The sequence below is a fragment of the Pseudomonas songnenensis genome (assembly GCF_003696315.1).
Taxonomy (GTDB): domain Bacteria; phylum Pseudomonadota; class Gammaproteobacteria; order Pseudomonadales; family Pseudomonadaceae; genus Stutzerimonas; species Stutzerimonas songnenensis.
Genome location: NZ_RFFN01000003.1, coordinates 697,064 through 722,876 on the forward strand (window position 1 = coordinate 697,064; position 25,813 = coordinate 722,876).

Annotated in this window: 26 protein-coding genes; 18 read left to right on the top strand and 8 right to left on the bottom strand. The window is 64.5% G+C overall.

The window, feature by feature from the left end; genetic code table 11:
• Positions 1-23 precede the first annotated feature (23 nt).
• From EA798_RS11890 to EA798_RS11900, 3 genes are read left to right on the top strand one after another with little or no spacing between them, the layout of a single operon-like run.
• Positions 24-1,031, top strand: coding sequence for a methionine ABC transporter ATP-binding protein (locus tag EA798_RS11890; protein ID WP_106157031.1), 1,008 nt, complete (start codon positions 24-26; stop codon positions 1,029-1,031).
• Entirely contained in the window at positions 1,031-1,708 is a 678-nt protein-coding gene (locus tag EA798_RS11895; RefSeq protein WP_106157029.1) for a methionine ABC transporter permease, read from the top strand. The genes EA798_RS11890 and EA798_RS11895 overlap by 1 nt, the downstream gene beginning before the upstream one ends.
• A 58-nt stretch (positions 1,709-1,766) precedes the next feature.
• Positions 1,767-2,540, top strand: coding sequence for a MetQ/NlpA family ABC transporter substrate-binding protein (locus EA798_RS11900; protein WP_106157027.1), 774 nt, complete (start codon positions 1,767-1,769; stop codon positions 2,538-2,540).
• A 135-nt stretch (positions 2,541-2,675) separates the two neighbouring features.
• Here the strand turns inward: EA798_RS11900 and EA798_RS11905 are convergent, their stop codons facing one another.
• Positions 2,676-3,659 (bottom strand): zinc-dependent alcohol dehydrogenase family protein, encoded by a 984-nt coding sequence (locus tag EA798_RS11905; protein ID WP_122099072.1) that lies wholly within the window; start codon positions 3,657-3,659, stop codon positions 2,676-2,678.
• A 97-nt stretch (positions 3,660-3,756) separates the two neighbouring features.
• Between EA798_RS11905 and EA798_RS11910 the strand changes: the two genes are divergently transcribed.
• Complete coding sequence (locus EA798_RS11910; RefSeq protein WP_106157023.1) at positions 3,757-4,182, top strand: VOC family protein; 426 nt, start codon at positions 3,757-3,759, stop codon at positions 4,180-4,182.
• Between the two features lie 6 nt (positions 4,183-4,188).
• On the opposite strand, the gene EA798_RS11915 is transcribed toward EA798_RS11910, so the two are convergent.
• Positions 4,189-4,725: a gamma carbonic anhydrase family protein gene (locus EA798_RS11915; RefSeq protein ID WP_122099073.1), complete on the bottom strand. Its 537-nt coding sequence runs from the start codon at positions 4,723-4,725 to the stop codon at positions 4,189-4,191.
• Positions 4,726-4,950: 225 nt separating this feature from the next.
• On the opposite strand from EA798_RS11915, the gene prlC reads away from it, so the two are divergent.
• Positions 4,951-7,002, top strand: coding sequence for an oligopeptidase A (gene prlC / locus EA798_RS11920; RefSeq protein ID WP_122099074.1), 2,052 nt, complete (start codon positions 4,951-4,953; stop codon positions 7,000-7,002).
• The gene (locus EA798_RS11925) at positions 6,999-7,277 is read left to right on the top strand and encodes a YheV family putative zinc ribbon protein (RefSeq protein WP_013984497.1); all 279 of its coding nucleotides are present in this window, start codon (positions 6,999-7,001) and stop codon (positions 7,275-7,277) included. Before prlC ends, EA798_RS11925 begins: the two co-directional genes overlap by 4 nt.
• A gap of 454 nt (positions 7,278-7,731) precedes the next feature.
• On the opposite strand, the gene EA798_RS11935 is transcribed toward EA798_RS11925, so the two are convergent.
• The gene (locus tag EA798_RS11935) at positions 7,732-8,802 is read right to left on the bottom strand and encodes an acyltransferase family protein (protein ID WP_122099076.1); all 1,071 of its coding nucleotides are present in this window, start codon (positions 8,800-8,802) and stop codon (positions 7,732-7,734) included.
• A gap of 299 nt (positions 8,803-9,101) precedes the next feature.
• Between EA798_RS11935 and EA798_RS11945 the strand changes: the two genes are divergently transcribed.
• From EA798_RS11945 to EA798_RS11970, 6 genes are all read left to right on the top strand, one after another.
• The gene (locus EA798_RS11945; protein ID WP_122099077.1) at positions 9,102-10,166 is read left to right on the top strand and encodes a PA0069 family radical SAM protein; all 1,065 of its coding nucleotides are present in this window, start codon (positions 9,102-9,104) and stop codon (positions 10,164-10,166) included.
• A 347-nt stretch (positions 10,167-10,513) separates the two neighbouring features.
• Positions 10,514-10,744 (top strand): hypothetical protein, encoded by a 231-nt coding sequence (locus tag EA798_RS11950; RefSeq protein WP_276539295.1) that lies wholly within the window; start codon positions 10,514-10,516, stop codon positions 10,742-10,744.
• A 232-nt stretch (positions 10,745-10,976) separates the two neighbouring features.
• Complete coding sequence (gene coxB, locus EA798_RS11955; RefSeq protein WP_122099078.1) at positions 10,977-12,110, top strand: cytochrome c oxidase subunit II; 1,134 nt, start codon at positions 10,977-10,979, stop codon at positions 12,108-12,110.
• A gap of 12 nt (positions 12,111-12,122) precedes the next feature.
• The gene (gene ctaD / locus EA798_RS11960; RefSeq protein ID WP_106157001.1) at positions 12,123-13,760 is read left to right on the top strand and encodes a cytochrome c oxidase subunit I; all 1,638 of its coding nucleotides are present in this window, start codon (positions 12,123-12,125) and stop codon (positions 13,758-13,760) included.
• 64 nt (positions 13,761-13,824) lie between these two features.
• Positions 13,825-14,400, top strand: a complete 576-nt coding sequence (locus tag EA798_RS11965) for a cytochrome c oxidase assembly protein (RefSeq protein ID WP_122099079.1) — start codon at positions 13,825-13,827, stop codon at positions 14,398-14,400.
• A complete protein-coding gene (locus EA798_RS11970; RefSeq protein ID WP_122099080.1) occupies positions 14,397-15,293 on the top strand; it encodes a cytochrome c oxidase subunit 3 in 897 nt (298 codons plus the stop codon). The genes EA798_RS11965 and EA798_RS11970 overlap by 4 nt, the downstream gene beginning before the upstream one ends.
• A 7-nt stretch (positions 15,294-15,300) precedes the next feature.
• Here the strand turns inward: EA798_RS11970 and EA798_RS11975 are convergent, their stop codons facing one another.
• Positions 15,301-15,504: a twin transmembrane helix small protein gene (locus EA798_RS11975; protein WP_013984507.1), complete on the bottom strand. Its 204-nt coding sequence runs from the start codon at positions 15,502-15,504 to the stop codon at positions 15,301-15,303.
• A gap of 70 nt (positions 15,505-15,574) precedes the next feature.
• On the opposite strand from EA798_RS11975, the gene EA798_RS11980 reads away from it, so the two are divergent.
• The 5 genes from EA798_RS11980 (at position 15,575) to EA798_RS12000 (ending at position 19,704) form a co-directional block, all read left to right on the top strand.
• Entirely contained in the window at positions 15,575-16,312 is a 738-nt protein-coding gene (locus tag EA798_RS11980; protein ID WP_122099136.1) for an SURF1 family protein, read from the top strand.
• Positions 16,287-16,865 (top strand): hypothetical protein, encoded by a 579-nt coding sequence (locus EA798_RS11985; RefSeq protein ID WP_106156992.1) that lies wholly within the window; start codon positions 16,287-16,289, stop codon positions 16,863-16,865. The genes EA798_RS11980 and EA798_RS11985 overlap by 26 nt, the downstream gene beginning before the upstream one ends.
• A gap of 52 nt (positions 16,866-16,917) precedes the next feature.
• Entirely contained in the window at positions 16,918-17,973 is a 1,056-nt protein-coding gene (locus EA798_RS11990) for a COX15/CtaA family protein (protein WP_122099081.1), read from the top strand.
• A gap of 17 nt (positions 17,974-17,990) precedes the next feature.
• A complete protein-coding gene (gene cyoE, locus EA798_RS11995) occupies positions 17,991-18,890 on the top strand; it encodes a heme o synthase (protein WP_122099082.1) in 900 nt (299 codons plus the stop codon).
• Positions 18,891-19,068: 178 nt separating this feature from the next.
• Positions 19,069-19,704 (top strand): SCO family protein, encoded by a 636-nt coding sequence (locus EA798_RS12000; protein ID WP_106156986.1) that lies wholly within the window; start codon positions 19,069-19,071, stop codon positions 19,702-19,704.
• 52 nt (positions 19,705-19,756) lie between these two features.
• On the opposite strand, the gene EA798_RS12005 is transcribed toward EA798_RS12000, so the two are convergent.
• The 4 genes from EA798_RS12005 to EA798_RS12020 all read right to left on the bottom strand — a co-directional run bounded on the left by EA798_RS12005 (position 19,757) and on the right by EA798_RS12020 (position 25,091).
• A complete protein-coding gene (locus tag EA798_RS12005; RefSeq protein ID WP_122099083.1) occupies positions 19,757-20,944 on the bottom strand; it encodes a PepSY-associated TM helix domain-containing protein in 1,188 nt (395 codons plus the stop codon).
• Positions 20,945-21,012: 68 nt separating this feature from the next.
• Positions 21,013-23,514 carry a TonB-dependent siderophore receptor gene (locus EA798_RS12010; protein ID WP_122099084.1) on the bottom strand — a complete coding sequence of 834 codons (2,502 nt, stop codon included), beginning with the start codon at positions 23,512-23,514 and terminating at the stop codon, positions 21,013-21,015.
• 99 nt (positions 23,515-23,613) lie between these two features.
• On the bottom strand, positions 23,614-24,576 hold the full coding sequence (locus tag EA798_RS12015; protein ID WP_122099085.1) for a FecR domain-containing protein: 963 nt from the start codon (positions 24,574-24,576) through the stop codon (positions 23,614-23,616).
• Positions 24,576-25,091, bottom strand: a complete 516-nt coding sequence (locus EA798_RS12020; RefSeq protein WP_122099086.1) for a sigma-70 family RNA polymerase sigma factor — start codon at positions 25,089-25,091, stop codon at positions 24,576-24,578. The genes EA798_RS12015 and EA798_RS12020 overlap by 1 nt, the downstream gene beginning before the upstream one ends.
• Positions 25,092-25,257: 166 nt before the next feature.
• Between EA798_RS12020 and EA798_RS12025 the strand changes: the two genes are divergently transcribed.
• Complete coding sequence (locus EA798_RS12025) at positions 25,258-25,785, top strand: DUF3617 domain-containing protein (RefSeq protein WP_106156975.1); 528 nt, start codon at positions 25,258-25,260, stop codon at positions 25,783-25,785.
• Positions 25,786-25,813 lie beyond the last annotated feature (28 nt).

Below are 25,813 nucleotides of genomic sequence, written 5' to 3' on the forward strand. Positions count from 1 at the left end.
CGCCGCACCCACAAGGTTCGCCCGTGATCGAATTTCATCAAGTCCACAAAACCTATCGGACCGGCGGCAGAGACGTTCCCGCCCTGCAGCCGACGCAGCTGGAGATCGCCTCCGGTGAAGTGTTCGGCCTGATCGGCCATTCCGGCGCCGGCAAGAGCACGCTGCTGCGTCTGATCAACCGCCTCGAGGAACCCTCCGGCGGGCGCATCCTGGTCAACGGTGAAGATGTCACCGCGCTCGATGCCGACGGCCTGCGGCGCTTCCGCCAGCGCGTCGGGATGATCTTCCAGCACTTCAACCTGCTGATGTCCAAGACCGTGGCCGACAACGTCGCCATGCCGCTGCGCCTGGCCGGCATCCGCTCGCGCAGCGAGATCGACGCCCGCGTCGCCGCCCTGCTCGACCGTGTCGGCCTCAAGGACCACGCACGCAAGTACCCGGCGCAGCTCTCCGGCGGCCAGAAGCAGCGCGTCGGCATCGCCCGGGCGCTGGCCACCGAGCCGAGCATCCTGCTCTGCGACGAGGCCACCAGCGCCCTCGACCCGCAGACCACCGCCTCGGTGCTGCAGCTCTTGGCCGAGATCAACCGCGAGCTGAAGCTGACCATCGTGCTGATCACCCACGAGATGGACGTGATCCGCCGCGTCTGCGACCGCGTGGCGGTGATGGACGCCGGTGCCATCGTCGAACAGGGCCCGGTGACCGAGGTGTTCCTGCACCCCAAGCATCCGACCACCCAGCGCTTCGTGCTGGAAGACGAGGCGATGGACGAAAGCGAGATGCACGATGACTTCGCCCACGTGCCGGGCCGCATCCTGCGTCTGACGTTCCAGGGCGATTCCACCTACAAGCCGCTACTGGGCACCGTCGCCCGCGAAACCGGCGTCGACTACAGCATCCTGTCCGGGCGCATCGACCGCATCAAGGACACCCCCTACGGCCAGCTCACCCTGGCGCTGATCGGCGGTGACATGGCGGCGGCGATGACCCGTCTGCAGGCCGCCGACGTGCATGTGGAGGTGCTGCGCTGATGGAAGCCCTTTTCAGCTCTTTGTTGGGGAATGTGGACTGGTACGAAATCTGGCTGGCCACGCTGGACACCCTGCTGATGCTCGGCGGCTCGCTGCTGTTCACCATCATCCTCGGCCTGCCGCTGGGCGTGCTGCTGTTTCTCAGCGGCCCGCGCCAGCTGTTCGAGAACGGCCCGCTGTACGCCGCGCTGTCGTTCGTGGTCAACGTGCTGCGCTCGCTGCCGTTCATCATCCTGCTGATCGTGATGATTCCGTTCACCGTGCTGATCACCGGCACCTCGCTGGGCGTCGCTGGGGCGATTCCGCCGCTGGTGGTGGGTGCTGCGCCGTTCTTCGCCCGCCTGGTGGAAACCGCGCTGCGCGAGGTGGACCGCGGCATCATCGAGGCGACCCAGGCCATGGGCGCGACGACGCGGCAGATCATCTTCAGCGCATTGCTGCCCGAAGCGCGTCCGGGCATCATCGCCGCCATTACTGTCACCGCCATCACCCTGGTGTCCTACACCGCGATGGCCGGTGTGGTGGGTGCCGGCGGCCTCGGTGACCTGGCCATCCGCTTCGGCTACCAGCGTTTCCAGACCGACGTGATGGTGGTCACCGTGGTCCTGCTGCTGGTGCTGGTGCAGGTGCTGCAAAGCGTCGGCGACCGGCTGGTGACGCACTTTTCGCGTAAATGAACCGCAACCAGGGCGAGCGAACCTTCGCACCCCGCTCAACCTACGAAGGAACCGAACGATGAAGAAACTGATTGCCGCCCTGGCCACCGTTGCCGCGTTTTCCGCCCAGGCCGCCGAAACCCTGACCGTCGCCGCCACCGCCGTGCCGCACGCCGAGCTGCTGGAGTTCGTCAAGCCGCAGCTGGCCGAGCAGGGCGTGACGCTGAACATCAAGGTATTCACCGACTACGTGCAGCCGAACATCCAGGTCGCCGAGAAGCGTCTGGATGCCAACTTCTTCCAGCACCAGCCGTACCTGGATGAGTTCAACAAGGGCAAGGGCACCGATCTGGTCAGCGTGGCCGGCGTGCACATCGAGCCCTTCGGTGCTTATTCCAGCAAGCACAAGTCGCTGGATGCGCTGCCCAATGGCGCCAACGTAGTCATCCCCAACGACGCCACCAACGGCGGCCGCGCCCTGCTGCTGCTGGCCAAGGCCGGCGTGATCAGCCTCAAGGAAGGCGCCGGCATCACCGCCACGCCAAAGGACATTGCCGACAACCCCAAGCGCATCAAGGTGCGTGAGCTGGAGGCCGCGACCCTGCCGCGCGTGCTGACCCAGGTCGACCTGGCGCTGATCAACACCAACTACGCGCTGGAAGCCAAGCTGAACCCGACCCAGGACGCCCTGGTGATCGAAGGCAGCGACTCGCCCTACGTGAACATCCTGGTGGCCCGTCCGGACAACAAGGACAGCGACGCCATGCAGAAACTGGCTGCCGCGCTGCACAGCGAGGAAGTACGCCAGTTCATCGAGGAAAAGTACAAGGGTGCCGTCGTTCCGGCCTTCTGAGCCTGACCGCGCAACCTGCGTCAGAAACCCCGCCTCGGCGGGGTTTTTCGTTTCCGGGTTCGGCCATCCGGTGGAAAAGGCTGCGCCGTTTTCCACCCTACGAAATCTTGTGCCGACGCATCCTGCGCGTCGCCCTTACGGCACCAGCACCGCAGCACCCTGAAAGCGCCCGTGGCGCAGATCATCCAGCGCCTGGTTGGCCTGCTCCAGCGGGTAGGCATGGGTTTCGGTATGGATGCCGACCTGGGCGGCGACCGGGAAGAACTCCAGGCCGTCCTGGCGGGTGAGATTGGCCACCGAGACCACCTCGCGCTCCTGCCAGAGGATGTCGTAGGGGAAGCTCGGGATATCGCTCATGTGGATGCCGGCGCAGACCACCCGGCCACCCTTGCGCAGCGCGCGCAAGGCGGCCGGCACCAGCTCGCCCGCCGGCGCATAGATGATCGCGGCATCCAGCGGCACCGGCGGCAGCTCGCCCGAATCACCGGCCCAGACCGCGCCCAGCGAACGGGCGAAATCCTGCGCGGCCACATCGCCCGGGCGGCTGAAGGCATAGACATCGCGCCCCTGCCAGCGCGCCACCTGCATGACGATATGCGCCGCGGCACCGAAGCCGTACAGCCCGAGACGCTTGCCGTCACCGACCTTGACCAGCGAACGCCAGCCGATCAGCCCGGCGCAGAGCAGCGGTGCCAGCGCCACGGGGTCGCCCTCCTCGCCGAGGGCAAAGGCGAAGCGGGCATCGGCCACCACGTATTCGGCGTAGCCGCCGGGCCGGGTGTAACCGGTGAACTGCGGCGCGTCGCAGAGGTTTTCCTCGGCGTGCTGGCAGTAGCTGCAGGTGCCGCAGGTGTGCCCCAGCCAGGGAATGCCGACCCGCTGGCCCGGCTCGAAGCCGGTCACGCCCTCGCCCAAGGCATCGACCCGACCGACGATCTCGTGGCCGGGAATGATCGGCAGCGGCGCCTCCGGCAGTTCGCCGTCGACCACGTGCAGATCGGTGCGGCAGACGCCACAGGCCAGCACCCGCACGCGAACCTCGCCAGGCCCCGGTGGCGGCACGGGCAGCTCGCGCAGCTGCAAGGGTTGGCCAATCTGTTCCAGCAACATGGCACGCATCGACGTCTCTCCTTTCGTCTCCGGTCTGCTGCAGGGTAGGCCGATCGGCGGAAAAAGGCTCTAGACTCGAAGCGTCCCACGCCCAGGAGTGCCACCTATGACGCTTTCGCCCTTCCATCTCGCCATTCCCGTCTACGATCTGGCCGCCGCCCGTACCTTCTACGGCGAGGCGTTCGGCTGTGCCGAGGGCCGCAGCAGCGAGCACTGGGTGGATTTCGATTTCTTCGGCCACCAGCTGGTGATCCACGAAGCGCCGAAGATGCCGCATCAGGAGGCGGCGCACAGCAACCCGGTGGATGGCCACGACGTGCCGGTGCCGCACTTCGGCGTGGTACTCGGCTGGGAGCAGTGGGAAGCGCTGGCCGAGCGGCTGAAGGCGCGCGGCACGCGCTTCGTGATCGAGCCCTACGTGCGCTTTCAGGGCCAGGTCGGCGAACAGGCGACCATGTTCCTGCTCGACCCCTGCGGCAACGCCCTGGAGTTCAAGGCGTTCAAGGACATCGGCCAGCTGTTCGCCAAGTGAGCGGGATCAGCCGCGCTCGGCGAGGTGCAGGTCCTTGAGCTTGACGTAGTTGCCGGCGGTATAGCTGAAGAAGCTGCGCTCCTCGTCGGTCAGCGGGCGCGCCTGCTTCACCGGGCTGCCGACATAGAGGTAGCCCGACTCGAGCGTCTTGCCCGGCGGCACCAGGCTGCCGGCGCCGATGATCACCTCGTCCTCGACCACCACGCCGTCCATCACGATCGAGCCCATGCCCACCAGAATGCGGTTGCCCAGGGTGCAGCCGTGCAGCGTGACCTTGTGCCCGACCGTGACCTCGTCGCCGATGGTCAGCGGAAAGCCGTCCGGGTTGTACGGCCCGGCGTGGGTGATGTGCAGCACGCTGCCGTCCTGGATGCTCGAGCGCGCACCGATGCGGATGCGGTGCATGTCGCCGCGGATCACCGTGAGCGGCCACACCGAGCTGTCGGCGCCGATTTCCACATCGCCGATGACCACGGCGGAGTCGTCGACGAACACGCGCTCGCCCAGTGTCGGAGTGCTGTTTTGGTAGCTGCGTATCGCCACGATAGAAACCTCTTTGGCTGCGGGAAGGGTCGATTGTAATTAAGATGGCCGGCATTGCCGCTGCGGACCCGGGCTGAGCAGCATGCCGCCCGCCGTGGTCAGAGTAACAACCGGCCGACCGGCGTTGAAAAAGCACGACAGCGCGTCCATCTAGGACATCTGCCTGCCACGTCCGGCCTCGCTCCAGCGAGCGGCCTGCAATCCTCTTCGTCACAAGGTGTCCCCGTGAGCGCGAACAATCCCCTGCTGCAACAATTCGACCTGCCGCCCTATTCCGAAATCCGTCCGGAGCACGTCGAGCCGGCCGTCGACACCATCCTCGGCGACAACCGCGTGGCGATCCAGGAGCTGCTCAGCCGCCCGGCCGAAAGCCTGGACTGGCAGACCCTGGTGGTCGGGCTGGACGAGCTGAATGATCGCCTCGCCCGTGCCTGGGGGCCGGTCGGTCACCTCAACGCCGTGTGCAACAGCCCGGAACTGCGCACCGCTTACGAGGCCTGCCTGCCCAAGCTGTCGGCCTACTACACGGAACTGGGGCAAAACCGCGCGCTGTTCCAGGCCTACCAGGCGCTGGCCACGAACCCCGCGGCGGCCGGTTTCGAGGTGGCGCAGAAGACCATCCTCGAGCATTCGCTGCGCGACTTCCGCCTGTCCGGTATCGACCTGCCGCCGGTGGAGCAGCAGCGCTTCGGCGCCATCCAGATGAAGCTCGCCGAGCTGGGCAGCAGGTTCTCCAACCAGCTGCTGGACGCCACACAGGCCTGGACCCGGCACATCACCGACGAGAGCCTGCTGGCGGGCATCACCGCCTCGGCCAAGGCGCAGATGGCCGAGGCGGCCAAGGCCAAGGATCTGGACGGCTGGCTGATCACCCTGGAATTCCCCAGCTACTACGCGGTGATGACCTACGCCGACAACCGCGGCCTGCGCGAGGAGGTCTACACCGCCTACTGCACCCGCGCCTCGGACCAGGGCCCGAATGCCGGGCAGTTCGACAACGGCCCGGTGATGGCCGAGATCCTCGAGCTGCGTCACGAGCTGGCCGGCCTGCTGGGCTATCGCAACTTCGCCGAGCTGTCGCTGGCGACCAAGATGGCCGAATCCACCGAGCAGGTGCTGAGCTTTCTGCGCGACCTGGCGGTGCGCAGCAAGCCGTTCGCCGAACGCGACCTGGCCGAACTGCGCGCCTTCGCCGCCGAGCAGGGTCTGGACGACCTGCAGAGCTGGGACCTGGGCTACTACGCCGAGAAGCTGCGCCAGCAGCGCTACAGCCTGAACCAGGAAGAGCTGCGCGCCTACTTCCCGATCGACAAGGTACTGTCCGGGCTGTTCGGCATCGTCCAGCGCCTGTATGGCATCCAGATCCATGAACTGGAGCGGTTCGACCGCTGGCACCCGGATGTGCGGCTGTTCGAGATCACCGAGAACGGCGAGCACGTCGGGCGCTTCTTCTTCGACCTCTACGCGCGGCCGAACAAGCGCGGCGGCGCCTGGATGGACGGCGCCCGCGACAAGCGCCGCACCGCAGACGGCACGCTGCAGACGCCGGTGGCCAACCTGGTCTGCAACTTCACCCCGCCGGTGGGCGAGCGCCCGGCGCTCTTGACCCATGACGAGGTCACCACGCTGTTCCACGAATTCGGCCACGGCCTGCACCACCTGCTGACCCAGGTCGAGCACGCTGGTGCGTCGGGCATCAACGGCGTGGCCTGGGATGCGGTGGAGCTGCCCAGCCAGTTCATGGAGAACTGGTGCTGGGACCCCGAAGGCCTGGCGCTGATCTCCGGTCACTACCAGACCGGCGAAGCCCTGCCACAGGACAAACTGGACATGATGCTGGCGGCGAAGAACTTCCAGTCCGGCATGATGATGGCGCGCCAGCTGGAGTTCTCCCTGTTCGACTTCGAACTGCACGCCACCCACGGTGACGGTCGCAGCGTGCTGCAGGTGCTCGAACACATCCGCGACGAGGTTTCGGTGATGCGGCCGCCGGCCTACAACCGCTTCCCCAACAGTTTCGCGCACATCTTCTCCGGCGGTTACGCCGCCGGTTACTACAGCTACAAGTGGGCCGAGGTGCTGTCGTCCGATGCCTTCTCGCGCTTCGAGGAGGAAGGGGTGTTCAACGCCGAGACCGGCCGCGCCTTCCGCGAGGCCATCCTGGCGCGTGGCGGCTCCCAGGAGCCGATGGTACTGTTCGTCGATTTCCGAGGCCGCGAGCCGTCCATCGACGCTCTGCTGCGCCACCTCGGGCTGGTAGCGGAGGCCGCAGCATGAGCAACGAAGTATCCCGAGTCACCACCAAGCGCTTCATCGCCGGGGCCGTATGCCCGGCGTGCAGCGGCACGGACTGCATCAAGATGTGGGATGTCGACGGTGTGCCGCACCGCGAATGCATCGACTGCGGCTACGCCGACACCCTCAACGCCCAGGGCCAGTCGGTACCCATGGAGCTGGGCACGCGAGTGAACAAGGTCCAGCCCAAGCCGGCCAACCCGCAGGTGCAGTCGGTGCAGTTTTTTCCTAATCCGAAGTTGAAGAAGCCGGAGTGATACGCCTCGGCTGAACCGAAAGGCCCGCCAATTGGCGGGATCGGGCTGGGAAGATCGAGAAGCAGGCTTCGCTTGGCTTTTGCGTTTTTGCTTTCCTTGCACGGCCTGCCAGGCGGCACCAACCGCCCCTTTCAGGAGGCCGAATGGAGTCCGCTTGGAGGGAAGCGAGCGGCATGGATGCCGCGAGAGGCGTAAAGGGCCATGGACGGCCCTTGTACGCCGGCCGCCGGAGCGCGGATGGAATGAGGGAAGTCGAGCGCAGCGAGAGCCGGATGGAGGGGCAAGCGTTTTTGCTTACTTTTTTGGCGACTGAAAAAAGTGAGTCGCCCAGCAGGGCGAAACCAAGCGCTCAAGCGGCTCGCAAATCGCCATCCAAGCAAAACGCTTAGTCAGCACCCACCAGCCCACCCGCAATCTCCAATTTTCAGACAGCGCCTGTGCGCCATCCGAAGACTCAACCATCGGCACTCGGCGTCGCCCGTCCCGGCTGCGGTGGCGAGGCAAACAGGCGCTTGAGCTTCATCGCCGGCGCTTCGATCAGGTGCCAGGACAGCGCGGCGAGGATCAGCGTCGGCACGAAGGCGATCAGCGTCAGGCCGAGCACGCCGACCTGCGGGCCGAACAGGTAGACGGTGAGCTGCTGGAACGGGAAGGCGTAGATATACAGGCCGTAGGAGAAGTCACCGTACTTGCCGAAACGCGACACCCAGGGCAGCGGCGCGTAGGCCAGGTAGAGCACCAGGTACGGCAGCGCGACGAAGTACACCAGCGGGCCGATGTCGGTGCGGAAGGTCGCCACCAGCGCGGCGAACAGCAGCGCCGCGATCCAGCCGCGCCAGGGAATGTCGTCGCGATAGAGGAACAGTGCCGAGCCGCTGTAATACAGCAGACCGAGCTTGAAGATGTTCTTGATGAAGTAGGACTCGATACCCAGCTTGCCCAGCAGCCAGACGTGTCCGACCGCCAGCACCACGATCGGCAGGAAGATCAGGCGGCGCTTGAGAAAGCCGGTCAGGCCGAGAATCATCACGCCGATGTACATCAGCACTTCCAGCGGCAACGTCCACAGCGAGCCGTTGACCACATCGGGATAGATGTTGCCGGTGAACACGCCGGGCAGTTCGTAACGCGTCACCAGCAGGATGTTCTGCAGGTAGGTCCAGGTACCGTCGGCGGCCAGATAGCGGGCGAGGCTGAACTGCGTGACCATCGGTCCGATGACGAAGACCGACAGCAGCACCGCCACGATCAGCGCCGGGAAGATGCGCAGTGCGCGCTTGAGCAGAAAGCTCTTCGGGCTGCTGCTGGCCAGCCAGGACGAGGCGATCAGGTAGCCGCTCATGACGAAGAAGATGCCGACGGCGATCGAGCCGCCCTTTTCATAGCCGGTCAGCAACGTCAGCGGTTCATCGCCACGGCGACCAACCAGTGGATAGCTATGGGCGAACAGCACCAGAGCGGCAGCAAAGAAGCGCAGGAAATCGAAATTGTTTTCCCGGGTGTGAAAGGAACCGGTGGGATGCATGGTCTGCTCCTGACTGTCGGCAGTGGCTGGAAGCTGGAGTGCACTGATAGTGCAAATGCCGGTACTGCCGGATCGGTCGCCAGGGGCGCCCTGATCATCCTTTTATTTGTCTGCCGGCCGGCTCCAATTCGGGCAGCGTGGAACCACAGCGCTCGCCCGATCAGCCTCCTTTGTCCGGACCTGTAAGCAAATGTTCCCGAGCCAACCGACGGGCGGTAGCGGTTGCCATCGATCAGCTGGGCTGGCGCACGGACGACGAGCCGTTTACTGTATATATAAACAGCATTCGACTCACGACCATGACCCTGCCTACTCCCACACCACGCGGCCGCGGTACGGCGGTCAACCCGGACAATCGCTTCGCGCCCATGCGCAGCGAGGCCTATGACGACGGCTGGGAACAGGACGTCCCGCCGACCCGCGCCACCGAGGTGCGCCGCGAAATCGCCAAGTCGGTGCTGACGCGCAACCAGTCGCCGGACGTTGGTTTCGATCGCTCGGTCAACCCTTATCGCGGCTGCGAACATGGCTGCATCTACTGCTTTGCGCGGCCATCGCACGCGTACTGGGATCTTTCGCCGGGCATCGATTTCGAGACCCGGCTGATCGCCAAGACCAACCTTGCCGAACGGCTGGAGGCCGAGCTGAGCAAGCCGGGCTACGTGCCGCAGCCCATTGCTCTGGGGGTGAACACCGATGCCTATCAGCCACTGGAGCGCGAGCAGCGGCTGACGCGCCAGGCACTGGAGATCCTGCTGCGCTTCAGGCATCCGGTGCACATCATCACCAAGGGTTCGCTGGTGCTGCGCGACCTGGACCTGCTGGTGCCGCTGGCCGAGCAGCGGCTGGTGAGCGTGTCGGTCAGCCTCACGACCCTGGACGATGAACTCAAACGCATCATGGAGCCGCGCGCAGCCTCGCCTTCGGCGCGCCTGCGGGTATTGCGTACGCTGCACGAGGCCGGCGTGCCGGTCAGCGTGATGTGCGCGCCGATGATCCCGATGATCAACGACATGGAGCTGGAGCGCCTGCTCGAAGCCGCCCGCGAAGCCGGTGCGCGTTCGGCCGGCTACGTGCTGCTGCGCCTGCCTCATGAGGTGGCCGGGCTGTTCGAGGGCTGGCTCGAGGAACACTTTGCGCAGCGCGCCGCCCATGTCATGAGCCTGGTGCGCCAGTCGCGCGGCGGCAAGGATTACGACAGCCGCTTCGGCAGCCGCATGCGCGGCGAAGGGCAGTTCGCCCAGCTGCTCGCCCAGCGTTTCCAGCTGGCCTGCAAGCGCCTGGGCTTCAATCGGCGGGATCAGAACTACGGCCTGGACTGCAGCATTTTCGCGCCACCCGGGCAGCAGCTGAGCCTGATCTGACCGGTTTTACCCCGGCGGGAGACGCCGCCGGGTGGCTGACGCTTACCCATCCACCGCACTGCACGCTGCCACGCATCGCCCTGCAACCCGCGCCGGACTGCGCGACTGCTTGCAGACGCGTGGAAAACGCTTCGCGGTTTTCCACCCTACGTTCGAGCCTGTGTCGCGAGAATCTGCCGCATTCGGTGAGCGGCCCCTCGGGGTGGGCTGCCCCCCCGGCGACACGAGCCTCCTGCTGTCTGCCGGGCATGTTCGCGAGGAACTATCCCCGGCCGCCGTCGCACCAATCCCTGTATTCCTGCATCGGAGGCATCGTGGACTGGATCGATCTGCTGCAATGGCCGGCCATGGTGGTCACGGTGATCGCCGCCTGGCTGATCGGCTCGCTACAACCTGGCCGGCGCTTCGTCGGCTTCTGCTGTTTTCTGCTGAGCAACCTGCTCTGGGTGATCTGGGGCTGGCACGCCGAGGCCTGGGCGCTGATTACGCTGCAGGTCTGCCTGGCGGCGATGAACATTCGCGGCGTGAAGAAGAACGACGACCCCGCACAGCCCGAGCCAGACACGCCGCGCGCTTAAATTGCGAGAGTGGGATCGCTGTCTATACTCCGAATCGTAGGCGTACCTGATTGAGTTCCGACTGCGCGTGCAAGCGTCCAGCTCAACCCCGAGCGTTTCGGTGGTCGTGCTGGGCAGAATCGGACTGATCGAGAACGTAGCTGGCATGACGGGAATGGTTTCCCCGGCCAGCCGATTCTCGGCGGTGCGATGGCGGTCGGCGGGATAACAAGAATCATAAGGGGAACCCGCAATGTCTCGACATCCATGCATCTGGATGGGGCTTGGGCTTTCGGCAATATTCGGCCAGGCCCAGGCGGCCTGGGACGTGAACATGCGCTCCGGCGCCACCGACGTCAGTCGGTCGGTGTTCGATCTGCACATGACCATCTTCTGGATCTGCGTGGTCATCGGCGTGCTGGTGTTCGGCGTGATGATCTATTCGATGATCGCGCACCGCCGCTCCAAGCGTCAGCACTCCGCCAACTTCCATGAAAACACCCGCGTCGAGGTGCTCTGGACGGTCATTCCGCTGCTGATCCTGGTGGGCATGGCGATCCCGGCGACGCGCACGCTGATCCACATCTACGACTCCAGCGAATCGGACGTGGACGTGCAGATCACCGGCTACCAGTGGAAGTGGCACTACAAGTATCTGGGCGAGGACGTGGAGTTCTTCAGCAACCTCACCACGCCGCGCGAGCAGATCAACAACCAGTCGCCCAAGGGCGAGCATTACCTGCTGGAAGTCGACGAGCCGCTGGTGATTCCGGCCGGAGCCAAGGTGCGCTTCCTGATCACCGCGGCGGACGTGATCCACTCCTGGTGGGTGCCGGATCTGGCGGTGAAGAAGGACGCCATTCCCGGCTTCATCAACGAATCCTGGACCCGCGTCGAGCAGCCGGGCATCTACCGCGGCCAGTGCACCGAACTCTGCGGCAAGGACCACGGCTTCATGCCGGTGGTGGTGGAGGTCAAGTCGCAGGAGGACTACGCCAGCTGGCTCGGCGAGAAGAAGGCCGAAGCCGCCAAGCTGGCTGAACTGACCAGCAAGGAATGGACCCTGGAAGAGCTCAACGAGCGCGGCCAGAAGGTTTACCAGACCGCCTGCGCCTCGTGCCACCAGGCCGGTGGCGAAGGCATCCCGCCGATGTTCCCGGCACTCAAGGGCTCGGCCATCGCCACCGGCGACATCGAGGCGCACATCGACATCGTCGTCAACGGCAAGCCTGGCACCGCCATGGCGGCGTTCGGCAAGCAGCTGTCGGAGGTCGATCTGGCTGCGGTCATCACCTACGAGCGCAACGCCTGGGGCAACAAGACCGACGACATGGTCACGCCGAAAGACGTGCTCGACTTCAAACAGGCCGAAGAAGCCACCCAGTAAGAGGATCAGGTGATGAGTGCAGTGATCGACGACCATGGTCATGTCGGGCATGACCACCACCACGGGCCGGCGAAGGGGCTCTCGCGCTGGCTGCTGACCACCAACCACAAGGACATCGGCTCGATGTACCTGTGGTTCAGCTTCTGCGCCTTCCTGCTCGGCGGCTCGATGGCCATGGTGATCCGCGCCGAGCTGTTCCAGCCGGGCCTGCAGATCGTGCAGCCGGAATTCTTCAACCAGATGACCACCATGCACGGCCTGATCATGGTCTTCGGCGCGGTGATGCCGGCCTTCGTCGGCCTGGCCAACTGGATGATCCCGCTGATGATCGGCGCGCCGGACATGGCCCTGCCGCGGATGAACAACTTCAGCTTCTGGCTGCTGCCGGCGGCCTTCGGCCTGCTGGTCTCGACGCTGTTCATGGAGGGTGGCGGGCCGAACTTCGGCTGGACCTTCTACGCACCGCTGTCGACCACCTACGCGCCAGAGTCGGTGACCTTCTTCATCTTCGCCATCCACCTGATGGGCATCAGCTCGATCATGGGCGCGATCAACGTGGTCGCCACCATCCTCAACCTGCGTGCGCCGGGCATGACGCTGATGAAGATGCCGCTGTTCGTCTGGACCTGGCTGATCACCGCCTTCCTCTTGATCGCGGTGATGCCGGTGCTGGCCGGCGTGGTGACCATGATGCTGATGGACATCCACTTCGGCACCAGCTTCTTCAGCGCAGCCGGTGGCGGCGACCCGGTGCTGTTCCAGCACGTGTTCTGGTTCTTCGGCCATCCCGAGGTGTACATCATGATCCTGCCGGCCTTCGGCGCGGTCAGCTCGATCATCCCGGCGTTCAGCCGCAAGCCGCTGTTCGGCTACACTTCGATGGTCTACGCCACCGGCGCGATCGCCTTCCTCTCCTTCATCGTCTGGGCGCACCACATGTTCACCGTCGGCATTCCGCTGACCGGCGAGCTGTTCTTCATGTACGCCACCATGCTGATCGCCGTGCCCACCGGGGTGAAGGTGTTCAACTGGGTGTCGACGATGTGGCGCGGCTCGCTGACCTTCGAGGCGCCGATGCTGTTCGCCGTGGCCTTCGTCATCCTCTTCACCATCGGCGGTTTTTCCGGGCTGATGCTGGCCATCGCCCCGGCGGACTTCCAGTACCACGACACCTACTTCGTGGTGGCGCACTTCCACTACGTGCTGGTGCCCGGCGCGATCTTCGGCATCTTCGCCTCGGCCTACTACTGGCTGCCGAAGTGGACCGGGCACATGTATGACGAGACCCTGGCCAAGCTGCATTTCTGGATGAGCTTCATCGGCATGAACCTGGCGTTCTTCCCGATGCACTTCGTCGGCCTTGCAGGCATGCCGCGGCGCATCCCGGACTACAACATGATGTTCGCCAACTTCAACATGGTCTCCAGCGTCGGCGCCTTCATGTTCGGCGCCACCCAGCTCTTGTTCCTGTTCATCGTCATCAAGTGCATCCGCGGCGGCGCACCCGCACCGGCCAAGCCCTGGGACGGCGCCGAGGGCCTGGAATGGAGCGTGCCCTCGCCGGCGCCCTACCACACCTTCCAGACGCCACCGGACATGAGCGATGTGCACGAGCACCGCAAGGGCACCGGCGGGGAGCTGACGCCGTGAGCAGGCATCAGAGCTTGGCTGGGGGTTGCCGGGTCGCCCGCAGCCATCCATCGGGGAGGCTGCCATGAACGAGGCCCTGTCCACGAGGCGCCTGGTCCGCCGCCTCGTGTTCGTTGTCATCGGCATGTTCGGCTTCGGCTTCCTGCTGGTGCCGATCTACGACGTGATGTGCCAGGCCTTCGGCATCAACGGCAAGACCGCCGGTGCCTACACCGGCGCGCAGAGCGCCGATGAAGCGCGCGCGGTGCGGGTGCAGTTTCTCGCTACCAACGCCGCCGGCATGCAGTGGCAGTTCGGCCCGCAGGCCGACCAGATCAGCGTGCACCCCGGCGCCACCCAGGAGATCCGCTTCGTCGCCTACAACCCCACCGACAAGCCGATGACCGCCCAGGCGATTCCCAGCGTCTCGCCGTCACGGGCGGCGGCCTACTTCCACAAGACCGAGTGCTTCTGCTTCACCCAGCAGGTGCTGCAGCCGGGCGAACGCATCGAGATGCCGGTGCGCTTCATCGTCGATCGCGACCTGCCCGCCGACGTGCATCACCTGACCCTCGCCTACACGCTGTTCGACATCACGTCCCGCCAGCCGCCGGTGGCCGTCAACGCCACATCGGCCCCGGCCAAGGAGAGTCTGCAATGAGCCAACAGACCACCCACGAGCAGTACTACGTTCCTGATCAGAGCAAATGGCCGATCATCGCCACCATCGCCCTGCTGGTCACTTTCTATGGCCTGGGCAGCTGGTTCAACGACCTCAAGGCCGCCCGTGATTCGTCCAACGGGCCGCTGATCTTCTTCGTCGGCGCGCTGCTGATCGCCTACATGATGTTCGGCTGGTTCGGCGCCGTGGTGAAGGAAAGCCGCGCGGGGTTGTACAGCGCACAGATGGATCGCTCGTTCCGCTGGGGCATGAGCTGGTTCATCTTCTCGGAGGTGATGTTCTTCCTCGCCTTCTTCGGCGCACTGTTCTACATCCGCTACTGGGCCGGCCCCTGGCTCGCCGGCGAGGGCGACAAGGGCATCAGCAACATGCTCTGGCCCGGCTTCGAGTACAGCTGGCCGCTGCTGAACAATCCCGACCCGAAGCTCTACCCGGCGCCGGAGGGCACCATCAGCGCCTGGGGCCTGCCGCTGATCAACACCATCCTGCTGGTGACGTCCAGCTTCACCCTGACCTGGGCGCACCATGCGCTGCGCAAGAACAACCGCCAGCACCTGAAGATCGGCCTGGGCCTGACCGTGCTGCTCGGCGTGGCATTCCTGATCCTGCAGATCGAGGAGTACGTGCATGCCTACACAGAGCTCGGGCTGACGCTCGGATCGGGCATCTATGGCGCGACCTTCTTCATGCTCACCGGCTTCCACGGCGCTCACGTGACCATGGGCGCGATCATCCTCACGGTGATGCTGGTACGCGTCCTGCGCGGACATTTCACGCCGGAGCAGCACTTCGGTTTCGAGGCGGCGGCCTGGTACTGGCACTTCGTCGACGTGGTGTGGATCGCGCTGTTCGTCTTCGTCTACGTGATCTAGGGAGCACTCAGAAACCGAAGGCGGGGCGCAGCTGCCCCGTATAGAAACCCCAGCCGATCAGCGCAACGGTCAGCGCGCTGAGGGTGACGCGGATGAACAGGGCCGTGATCACGCGGGAGGTACGCCCCTCATCCCTGACCAGGAAGAACAACCCACTGAACAGACTGACCAGCGTGGCCACTAACAACAGAACGATCGCCGCCTTGAGCATGAGCGATTCCACGACAGGGGTATTGGGGGTGGAGTATAGCCAGCCGTATCGACGCATCAGGGTGCCGGCCATGAACGGCTTCAGGCCGGGGCTGCTGCCGACCCTGCTGGTACTGGCCATGCTGCCGGTACTGGTGTGGCTGGGTTTCTGGCAGCTGGAACGCGGTGAGCACAAGCGCGAGCTGCTGGAGCGCCAGCAAGCCCGTCAGCAGGCCGCACCGGTGGCGCCGCACGAGATCGAGCGGCTGAACGATCCGGCCTTCGCCCGGGTGTTCCTGCAGGGTCGCTTCGATGCCGAGCACAGCTTCCTGCTCGACAGCCGCACCCGCGACGGCCAGGTCGGCGTCGAACTGCTGCAACCCTTCCATGACGAACTCAGCGGCCGCTGGGTGATGGTCAACCGTGGCTGGATTCCCTGGCCGGACCGCCGCGTGCCGCCGTCCTTCGACACGCCGACGCAGCCGTTGAAGCTCGCCGCCTGGGTCTACGTGCCGCCGGGCAAGCCGTTCATCTTCAGCCATCGCACGGCCGAGGGCTGGCCGCGACTGATCAACCATGTGGACATCGAGGCGATGTGGCAGCAGGCCGACCGCGAGGGGGTGATCCACGAGCTACGCCTGGAGCCGGGTCCGAGCGCCTATCGCGCCGACTGGGTGGTCACCAGCATGAGTCCGTCGCAGCACCTGGGTTACGCCGTGCAGTGGTTCGCCCTGGCGGCGGCACTGCTGGCGCTGTTCATCTATTTCGGTGTGCATCAGGCACGGGGGAAGCGCAGTGAGCACGATGAATCCAACCCTCTCCAGCGGTGAAGGCAAACGCGGCCGCGGTCGGCTGCAACTGCTGCTGATCATCGGCGTGGTGCTCGGCCCGATGCTGCTGGCTTCGGCCATGTACCGGTTCGGCTTCTGGGTGCCGGAAAGCCGCAGCTATGACGGCGTGCTGATCGCCAACGGCCAGGACCGCACGGCCATCGGCGTCAGCGCTACGGCTCCCGAGCGCCGCTGGGAGCTGCTGGTCACCGCGCCGCAGGGTTGCGAGGCCCAATGCCAGCAACTGGTCTACCTGGCCCGGCAGATCAATATCGGCCTGGCCCGCGAAGCGGCCCGCGCCGGCCATGCACTGGCCAGCGCGACGGCGCTGGACGAAGCCTACGAACAGCGCCTGCGTCGCGAATACCCGCAGCTGCAACGCCATGCGCTGGACGCCGCCGTCTATGCCCGCAACCCCGAGGCACCCGCCACACCCCAACTGTGGATCGTCGACCCCCACGGCAATCTGGTGCTGCGCTACGACGTCGGCGCCGACGGCAAGGCGATTCTCGACGACCTGAAATACCTGCTGAAGATCTCGCAGATCGGCTGAGGCACTGCGCCGCTGCGCTGCGGTCCCAAACAGGCCGCCCAAGGAGAACCCGATGGCCAGACCCGGATACCGCCTCGCCCTGATCGCCACCGCGCTGGCCGTGGTGGTCGTGCTGCTCGGTGCCTACACGCGGCTGACCCACGCCGGCCTCGGCTGCCCGGACTGGCCCGGCTGCTACGGTTTCCTCGCCGTGCCCATGAGCGAACACAAGCAGAACCTTGCCGCGCTGCGTTTCCCCGAGGCACCGCTGGAAGTCGTCAAGGGCTGGAACGAGATGATCCATCGCTATTTCGCCGGCGCCCTCGGGCTGGTGATCCTCGCCCTTGCCGTACAGGCCGTCCGCCGCCGCGCCGAACCCGGCCAACCTGTGAAATTGCCGCTGCTGCTGCTCGCGGTGGTCATCGCCCAGGCGATCTTCGGCATGTGGACGGTGACCCTGCAGCTCTGGCCACAGGTAGTCACCGCGCACCTGCTCGGGGGTTTCACCACGCTCAGCCTGCTGTTTCTGCTGTGCCTGCGGCTGTCCGGCGCACTTGCTCCCTTACCGGCCGTAGACGGTCGTCTGCGCAGATTCGCCGGCATCGCCCTGCTCGCGGTGGTGGCGCAGATCACCCTGGGCGGTTGGGTCAGCAGCAACTATGCGGCGGTGGCCTGCACCGATTTCCCCACCTGCCACGGCGAATGGTGGCCGCGGATGGACTTCGCCAACGCCTTCAACCTGACCCACCACGACATCGGCCCCAACTACCTCGGCGGCCTGCTCTACGGCGAGGCGCGCACGGCGATCCATGTCAGCCACCGCATCGGTGCGCTGCTGGTGACGCTGGTGTTGTTGCTGCTGGCCGCCATGCTCATGCGCCGCGGCCTCGGCCGGCTGGCCGGGCTGCTCATCGCCGCGCTGGCGCTGCAGGTCGGCCTGGGTATCAGCAACGTGGTGTTCAACCTGCCGCTGGCGGTGGCCGTCGCGCACAACGGCGGCGGTGCCGCACTGCTGCTGGTGCTGGTACTGGTCAATTACCGGCTGCGCCAGCCTGCACATGCCACCCGGCAAACCGAGCCTGCATCGATTTCGAACACGACGGGGCAGCTCGATCTGCCCCGCGCTTGACCACAAGGAGAACCCCCATGGCGACCCTACTCAGCGAACGCGGCGCCCAGGCCAGCTGGCGCGACTACCTGGAGCTGACCAAACCGAAGGTGGTGCTGCTGATGCTCATCACCTCGCTGGTGGGCATGTTCCTCGCCACCCGCGCCGGCGTGCCCTGGACGGTGCTGCTGTTCGGCAACCTCGGCATCGCCCTGTGCGCCGGCGGCGCGGCGGCGGTGAACCATGTGGTGGACCGGCAGATCGATTCGGTGATGGCCCGCACCCACAAGCGGCCACTGGCCGCAGGCCGGGTCTCGCCGGCGGCGGCACTGACCTTCGCCTTCGTCCTCGGCGTCAGCGGGCTGGCCCTGCTGCTGACCTTCACCAACGCCCTCGCCGCCTGGCTGACGCTGGCCTCGCTGATCGGTTACGCGGTGATCTATACCGGCTTTCTCAAGCGCGCCACGCCGCAGAACATCGTCATCGGCGGCCTGGCCGGCGCCGCGCCGCCCCTGCTCGGCTGGGTCGCGGTAACCGGCCAGGTCACCGCCGAGCCGCTGCTGCTGGTGCTGATCATCTTCGCCTGGACGCCGCCGCACTTCTGGGCCCTGGCGATCCACCGCAAGGACGAGTACGCCAAGGTCAACGTGCCGATGCTGCCGGTGACCCATGGCGTGCACTACACCAAGGTGCACATCCTGCTCTACACCGCCATGCTGCTGGCGGTCAGCTTCATGCCCTTCGCCATTCACATGAGCGGCCCGCTATACCTGGCCGCCGCGGTGCTGCTGGGCGCGCGCTTCCTCTACTGGACGATCGCGCTGTACCGCGACAGCCGGCCACATGCGGCAATCAAGACGTTCAAATTCAGCATCTGGTACCTGTTCGCGCTGTTCATCGCGCTGCTGGTTGATCATTATCTGCTACTCGATTTCTAGTGGCCTGTGCGGTGAGCGGGTTGAGGCAAGTTCGGATGAACATGGCTCCGAGACAAGGCGCTGCGACGAGTCATAGCGAGCTATGGCAAGGAGCAGCAACGCAGTGTCGGGGCCATGGGCGCCGAAATTGACCAACTGAGCTCACCAAACAGGCCACCCAGTCGCCCAAAGGACGTTCATGACCCGCATCCAGAAAACCGTCTTCATCCTCGTTGCGCTGATCGCGCTGGTCGTCGGGCTGACGGTTTCCAAGGTGCTCAACAGCCAGCGCCAGCTCGATCCCACCCAGCTGCTGGATGCCGGCATCGTCCTGCTGCCGCAGAGCCGCACGGTGCCGGCGCTGAGCCTGACGGATCAGGACGGCGAAGCGGTGCAGCTGGATGCATTGAAGGGGCAATGGACGCTGCTGTTCTTCGGCTACACCTTCTGCCCAGACATCTGCCCCACCACCCTGGCCGAGCTGCGCCAGCTCAACGGCATGCTGCCGGAGACGGTGCGCGGCCAGTTGCGCACCATACTGGTCAGCGTCGATCCGGACCGCGACACGCCCGCGCAGCTCAAGGAATACCTCGGCTACTTCAACGCCGGCTTCCTGGGCCTGACCGGTCCGCTGGACGATATCCAGACCCTGGCCAACGGCGTCGGCATTCCCTTCATTCCGGGGGATACCAGCAAGGAAAACTACACCGTCGACCACAGCGGCAACCTGGTGCTGATCGGGCCGGACGGCCGCCAGCGCGGCTTTATCCGTTCGCCGTTGCGGGTGCAGAAACTGGCCGAGCAATTGCCTGAGCTGCTCAAGCGCGAGCCCTGAACCCTCCGACTCCCCCGCACAGGGCGGGGTCTGCATACGGCTCTCGGGTTCGCTACGACGCCTCCGCCTCCGCTACCGCATCACGCCTCGCTGCTGCCAGCCGCCGCGCCGACAGCTTGCGCCACCAGATCACCACACCGGTCACCGACAGCACCGCGATCGCCACGCCCAGCACGGCGATCAGGATGCGACCCGGCAAGCCGAGAATGCGTCCGCCGTGGATCGCCGGTTGCAGCAGGTGGAACTGCTGCCCCAGCGTGCCCTGGCCAGGAATCTCCTGGCCGAGCAGGCGCCCGTCGGTGCCGTGGAAGAACAGCCAGGCATTGCCCTGGTTGCTGTCGTGCTCGCCGAAACCGGCACCATAGAAGTTGTACTCGAAGCTGTAGTACAGCTCGGTGATCGCTTCGGTCAGGCCGAGCTCAGCGGCGTGCTGCATGGCGTAGTCGTACGCCTGGTGGAAGTCGTAGGCGGTAGTGCCCAACTGCTCGGCCGGCATCCGCCCGCGGGCCTCGTAGACGCTCGGCTCAACGGGCGAGAACAGTGAGACCACCGGCTTGAACACCTGCTCCGGCAGGTTCATCGCCACGCTGCTGACCGCCACTGGCGTGAGCAGCAGCCACAGCCACAGGCCGCCGGCGCGGTGCACATCGTGGTTCATGCGCTGGCGCTTGATCTTCCAGGCCGTCCACCACTTGGAAAAGAACGGCCGGCCGCGAGGGAAGGTCAGCACCAGCGAGACGAAGCAATCGATTACCCAGGCGATTGCCACGATGCCCATCAACCACAGCCCCCAGTTGCCCGGCAGCGACAGGTTGTAGTGGAACTCGAGAATGAAGGGCACGAAGTTCTTGCGCGAGAAGCAGCACTCGCCCCAATAGCGCGTACCCACCGGCTCGCCAGTCACCGCATCGAGGTAATGCACCACGGGTCGTTCGTCATAGGGCTTGCCGGTCGCCGGATCGTCGCGCGGCACCAGCGCCATCAGCGCGGCGTGGCCGGGTTCGCTGGGAAACTCCATGTACCAGACCTGCATGCGCGGGTTGGCCTGCTCGACGCGCTCCACCAGCGTCCCCGGCGCCAGCACCGGCCCCTCACTGGTGGTGTGGTAAAACTCCGGGTTGAGCCATTCATCCAGCTCGTGATGGAAGGCCAGGATGCTGCCGGTAATGCCGGCGAGAAACAGGAAGATCGCCGTGGCCAGGCCGATGTAGCGGTGCAGGAGCACAAGAATCGAACGCATCGTCGGTTGTCCGTCTTTCAGAAAGCACAAAGCCGCCGGCCTTTGGGGACCGGCGGCTGGTTAATCGCTCAGAACTGATGCGTGATGGTCGCCACGACATTACGCTCCGCACCCAGGTAGCACGAGGACGCGTTGTAGCAGGATGCCACGTAGTACTCATCGGTCAGGTTGTTGGCGTTGAGTCGAATCGATGTGCCATTCAGCCCGACTCGGCTGAGGTCATAACCAATGGAAGCGTCGAACAGCGTGTAGGACGGCACTTTGAAGTCATGCGCGTCGTTGCCCCAGCTGTAACCGACATAACGCGCGCCGCCACCGATGTTCAAGCCCGCCAGCAGCCCCTCGGCAAAACTGTAGTCAGCCCACAGGCTCGCCATGCGTTCGGGTGTTTGATAAGGGGTATTGCCTTTTGCATCGACTACCTCACCGGCAGAGTTATAGGCGAAATAACTCTTGCTGTATTTCACATCGTTAAGTGTGACGCTGCCGAGTACGCGCAGGTGTTCCGTAACGTTCACCCTAGCCTCAAGCTCAACCCCTCGCGACTTCATGCCGCCGACACCTTTATAGAAGTTATCGGTGACCAGGCTGTTCTCCTTGGCGAACAGGTTCTCCATATCGATCGTGAAGAATGACAAGGTATATAGGTCGTCGCTACCAACCGGCTGATACTTCACGCCAGCTTCCCATTGCTTACCAGTAGTCGGCTCCAGTATCTGAGCCCCACTGGAATAGTTGGACGTTGGATTGAATGAGGTCGAATAACTCAGGTAGGGAGAAATGCCGTTTTCGAATGCATAGAGGACGCCGACATGGCCGCTAAGCTTTTCGCCCTGATTTGCATCCTTGCCGCTGATGGAATCATCGATTGATACGTCGTACCAATCCTGGCGCAACCCTGCCGAGAGGTTCCAGTTACCCAGCTCGACCAGATCCTGAATGTAGAAACCGGCTTGCTTTTGCCGGCGCAACGCATCCGCTGTAGCAAACGGAGATAACGCGAAGGATGGATAGCTTGAACTGCCAGTATCAAGCGTTGGCACCGTGCCGGGGCTTCTAGGGTCGTAAACAGAGCGGTCCGCGTCGTTGAAAATCTTGTTTTTCGTATATTGGTAATCCAGACCTACAACAACGGTATGAAGGGCCGAACCGGTAGCGAATTCAGCCTGCAGCATGTTGTCGACGATCCAAGCATGCAGGCTCTCTTCTCCCCCGCTAAAGCCCCGATAAAGCTCATTACTATCAGCGGGTGTCCAGTAATACCCACTCTGCCAGACCTGGCTGTTCTCCACCTCTGCATCCAGATATCGGAAATTCTGCCGCGCACTCCAAACATCGTTGAAGCGATGCTGAAACTCATAACCCAGCATGTTTTGGGTTCGCTTGAATTCCTCGATATCCGGATCGCCCTCGAAGAAACTGCCGGAAAGACGTCGCCCGTTGCGTTTTTCCAGCGTTCCGGAAGCCGGCAGACTTCCGTGATAACCACCGTTGGGATCGTGCTGAAGATAGGCATAGAGATTGAGGCTGGTGTCTTCGCTGAGGTTCAGCGTCAGGCTGGGCATAAGCGTGTAGCGGGTTTCTTCGACATAGTCGACCTGGCTATCGGCGTCTTTCGCCACACCGACTACGCGATACGCAACATTTTCATTCAGCGGTCCGGTGACATCGAAGCCGAGACTCTTGTAGTCATTGCTGCCGTAAGAGAGATCAATGCGAGCGGCATCAGTGAACTGCGGCCGCTTGGTCGTCAGCGACGCCAACCCACCGGGATTGCTGCGACCATACAGAACAGAAGACGGCCCCTTGAGCACGTCGATACGTTCGATGAAATAGGGATCAATCTGCAGGCTGCTGTAAGACCCAGGGTCACCCATGGACTTCAAGCCGTCGATGATGATGTTGTCGACTGCCCCATCATTGATTCCGCGCATCGCCAAATAGTCATAGCGCCGCGTATTGCCATAGGGGTTTGTGAGTACGCCCGGGGTATAACGCACAGCTTCAGCAACCGTCATCGAACCCTGCTTGTCGATCTGCTCACGCGTAACCACAGAAACACTCTGCGATGTACGCACCAAGGGCATGCTCGTCTTGGTCGCCACGCTGCTATGGGTCACGTTGTAGCCTTCCATCGAACCCAGCGCATTGCCCAGAGCGAAGCCTTCGACGGTCATCGGTTGCAGCTCGACGGCATCGCTCTGTGCCGTGCGGCGGCTCAGCGAGTAGTTGCCCTGGCCGTCGCGCACGGCTTGCAGGCCGCTGCCCTGCAGCAGTGCGGCGAAGCCGTCGTCGACACCATACTGCCCGCGCAGCCCATTCGATTGCAGGCCTTGCAGCAGGCTGCCGTCCACCGACAGCAGCACCCCGGCCTCGCCGGCGAAGCGGCTCAGTGCGCTGGACAGCGGGCCGGCGGGAATGTCGTAGCTGCGCACCGCCTGCTGCGTCGCGGACTGGGCGATGGCCAGACCGGGAGCGATGCTCAGGGGCAGGCACAGCAGCGCGGCGCGGATACCCAGCGCCAGGGCACGGGAACGGTCGGGAAGGAAGGGCAAGGCGGTCGAGCGCATGGGAAGTCCTGTTCGAATGACGGGTTTCGTCCTATGCCCGGCGAGAATCTGGAAAGGGAACTGCGGATGCGAATATTTTTTATTTGAATCCGTATCAGGCTATGCCTCGACTCGCTTGGCCGCGGGCTCAAGACTGACCCACCAGCCCATGCGGCGCTCGATGCGCACCGGCAAGGTGGCGGCCAACGCGTCGAGTACGCGCTCGGTATCTGCCAGGGGGAAGGCGCCTACGACGCGCAGATCGGCAATTCGCGGATCGCAGCCGAGGTAGCCATGCCGATAGCGCGACAGTTCGGCGAGGAAGTCTTCCAGGCGCTGGTTGTCGGCCAGCAGGACGCCTGAAGCCCAGGCCTGATGCTCGGCCCGCGCAGCCGAAAGTGGTGCGACATGGCGAGGGCCAAATTCGGTCTGCTGCCCTGCGCTCACGCTGGTGGTGGCGAAGCCGTCGAGCTGGATATCCACCACGCCGGTAAATACGCTCAGCCGCGTCCGACCATCCTCCTGCCGGAGCGAAAAGCGCGCGGCCTGCTCGCTGCGCACACGCCCTTCGCGACTGCTCAGCAGCAGCGGTCGCGCACGGCGGCTGGCCGGGGCATCGATCAACAGCTCACCGCGATAGAGCGCCAGCGATCGTGCGGTCGCATCGAAGGCGATATCCACTGCCGTAGCGGTGCTGAGCCATAGCCGCGAGCCATCGGCTAGCCGCAGGTCGCGTATTTCCCCCACCGCGGTGCGTTCATCGGCGGCCCACTGCCGCCAGGGCAGCGAGCCACCGGCCAGGCTGAGCGCAGCGCCACCACAGAGTACGGACAACACTTTCAGCGCCTGGCGTCGATTCGGCTGACGACCATGCAGCATGGCACCGGCGCTTCGTCCAACGGCATCCCTGGTCAGCGGCTGAAACTGGCCGCTGATGCGCTCGACCTTCGCCCACGCCTGAGCGTGTTCCGGCTGCTCCAGCCATGCCGCCCACGCGCGGCGCTCGCCCGCGCTGACCGAGCCGGACTGCAACAGGGCGAACCATTCGGCAGCCTGCTGCAACACGCGGTAGTCGCTGCCCATCAGTCCTCCGCCACCAGCATCAGGCAATGCAGCATGGCCTGCGCCATGTACTTCTTCACCATGCGCTCGGATACACCCAGTTCGGCGGCGATAGCCGCGTAGGTCATGCCGTGCAGCTGCGACATGAGGAAAGCGCTGCGCACCCTGGTGGGCAGTTGCGCCAGCATGGCATCGATCCGCAGCAGGGTTTCGACGATCAGCGCCTGGGACTCCGGCGACGGTGCCACCGGCTCCGGTTGCAGTGCCAGTGCATCCAGATAGGCCTGCTCGATCTGCCGGCGGCGCCAATGGTTGATCAACAGGCCCTTGGCGATGGTGTGCAGATAGGCCCGGGGCTCGCGGATCGCGGCCATGTCGTCGTCCTTGCTCAGCACCCGCACGAAGGTGTCCTGCGCAAGGTCGGCTGCACGCTGACTACAGCCAAGCTGACGGCGCAGCCAGCCATTCAACCAGCCGTGGTGATCAGCGTAGAACCGATGCAGCATCTGCTGCCGAAGCATACCTTCTGTTGCCATGCGGCCTCCCATGAGCGCTGCAGGCCTTAATGCTAACGCTTCTCAACAACATAAATCCACGAACAATCGCGCCGCCTGACCAGGCAGATGAGTGGCTCGATCCTGGCACCACGCTGTCGAAGCTCGGCTAGGCTTGAAAAAACGACTGATTGCCGGAGAACGAACCATGACTCAGCTGCCCCGTTTGGCCCTTCTTGCGGCCCTGTCACTGACCCTGCTTCCCGCCCATGCGCAGAAAATCCTGCCCGGCCTCTGGGAATTCAGCAGTGGCGATATTCAGGTGGATGGGCAGCAGATGCCGGGCATGGACGCGATGCTCGCGCAGATGCAGAACCTGCCTGCCGAACAACGCCGGATGATGGAAGAGATGCTCGCCGCGCAGGGGGTAAAGCTCGGCGGAAAGGGCGTACAGATCTGCCTGAGCAAGGCGCAAGTCGAAGCGGACGAGCTGCCGTTTCAGGACGACCCGGCCTGTACCCAGGAGATCACCGAGCGCAGCGACAAGATGTGGAAATTCCGCTTCGAATGCCCTGACGCGCGCGGCCAGGGCGAGACGCGCTTTGTCAGTGACAAGGAGTTCGTCAGTACCGTAACCAGTGAATACCGTCAGGGCACCGAAACCGGCAGTTCCAAGATCGAATCCCATGCGCGGTGGGTAGCCGACGACTGCGGCACGCTGAAACCGGCGCGGTGATAGGGCCGCCCTCCTGGCGTTCCACGTG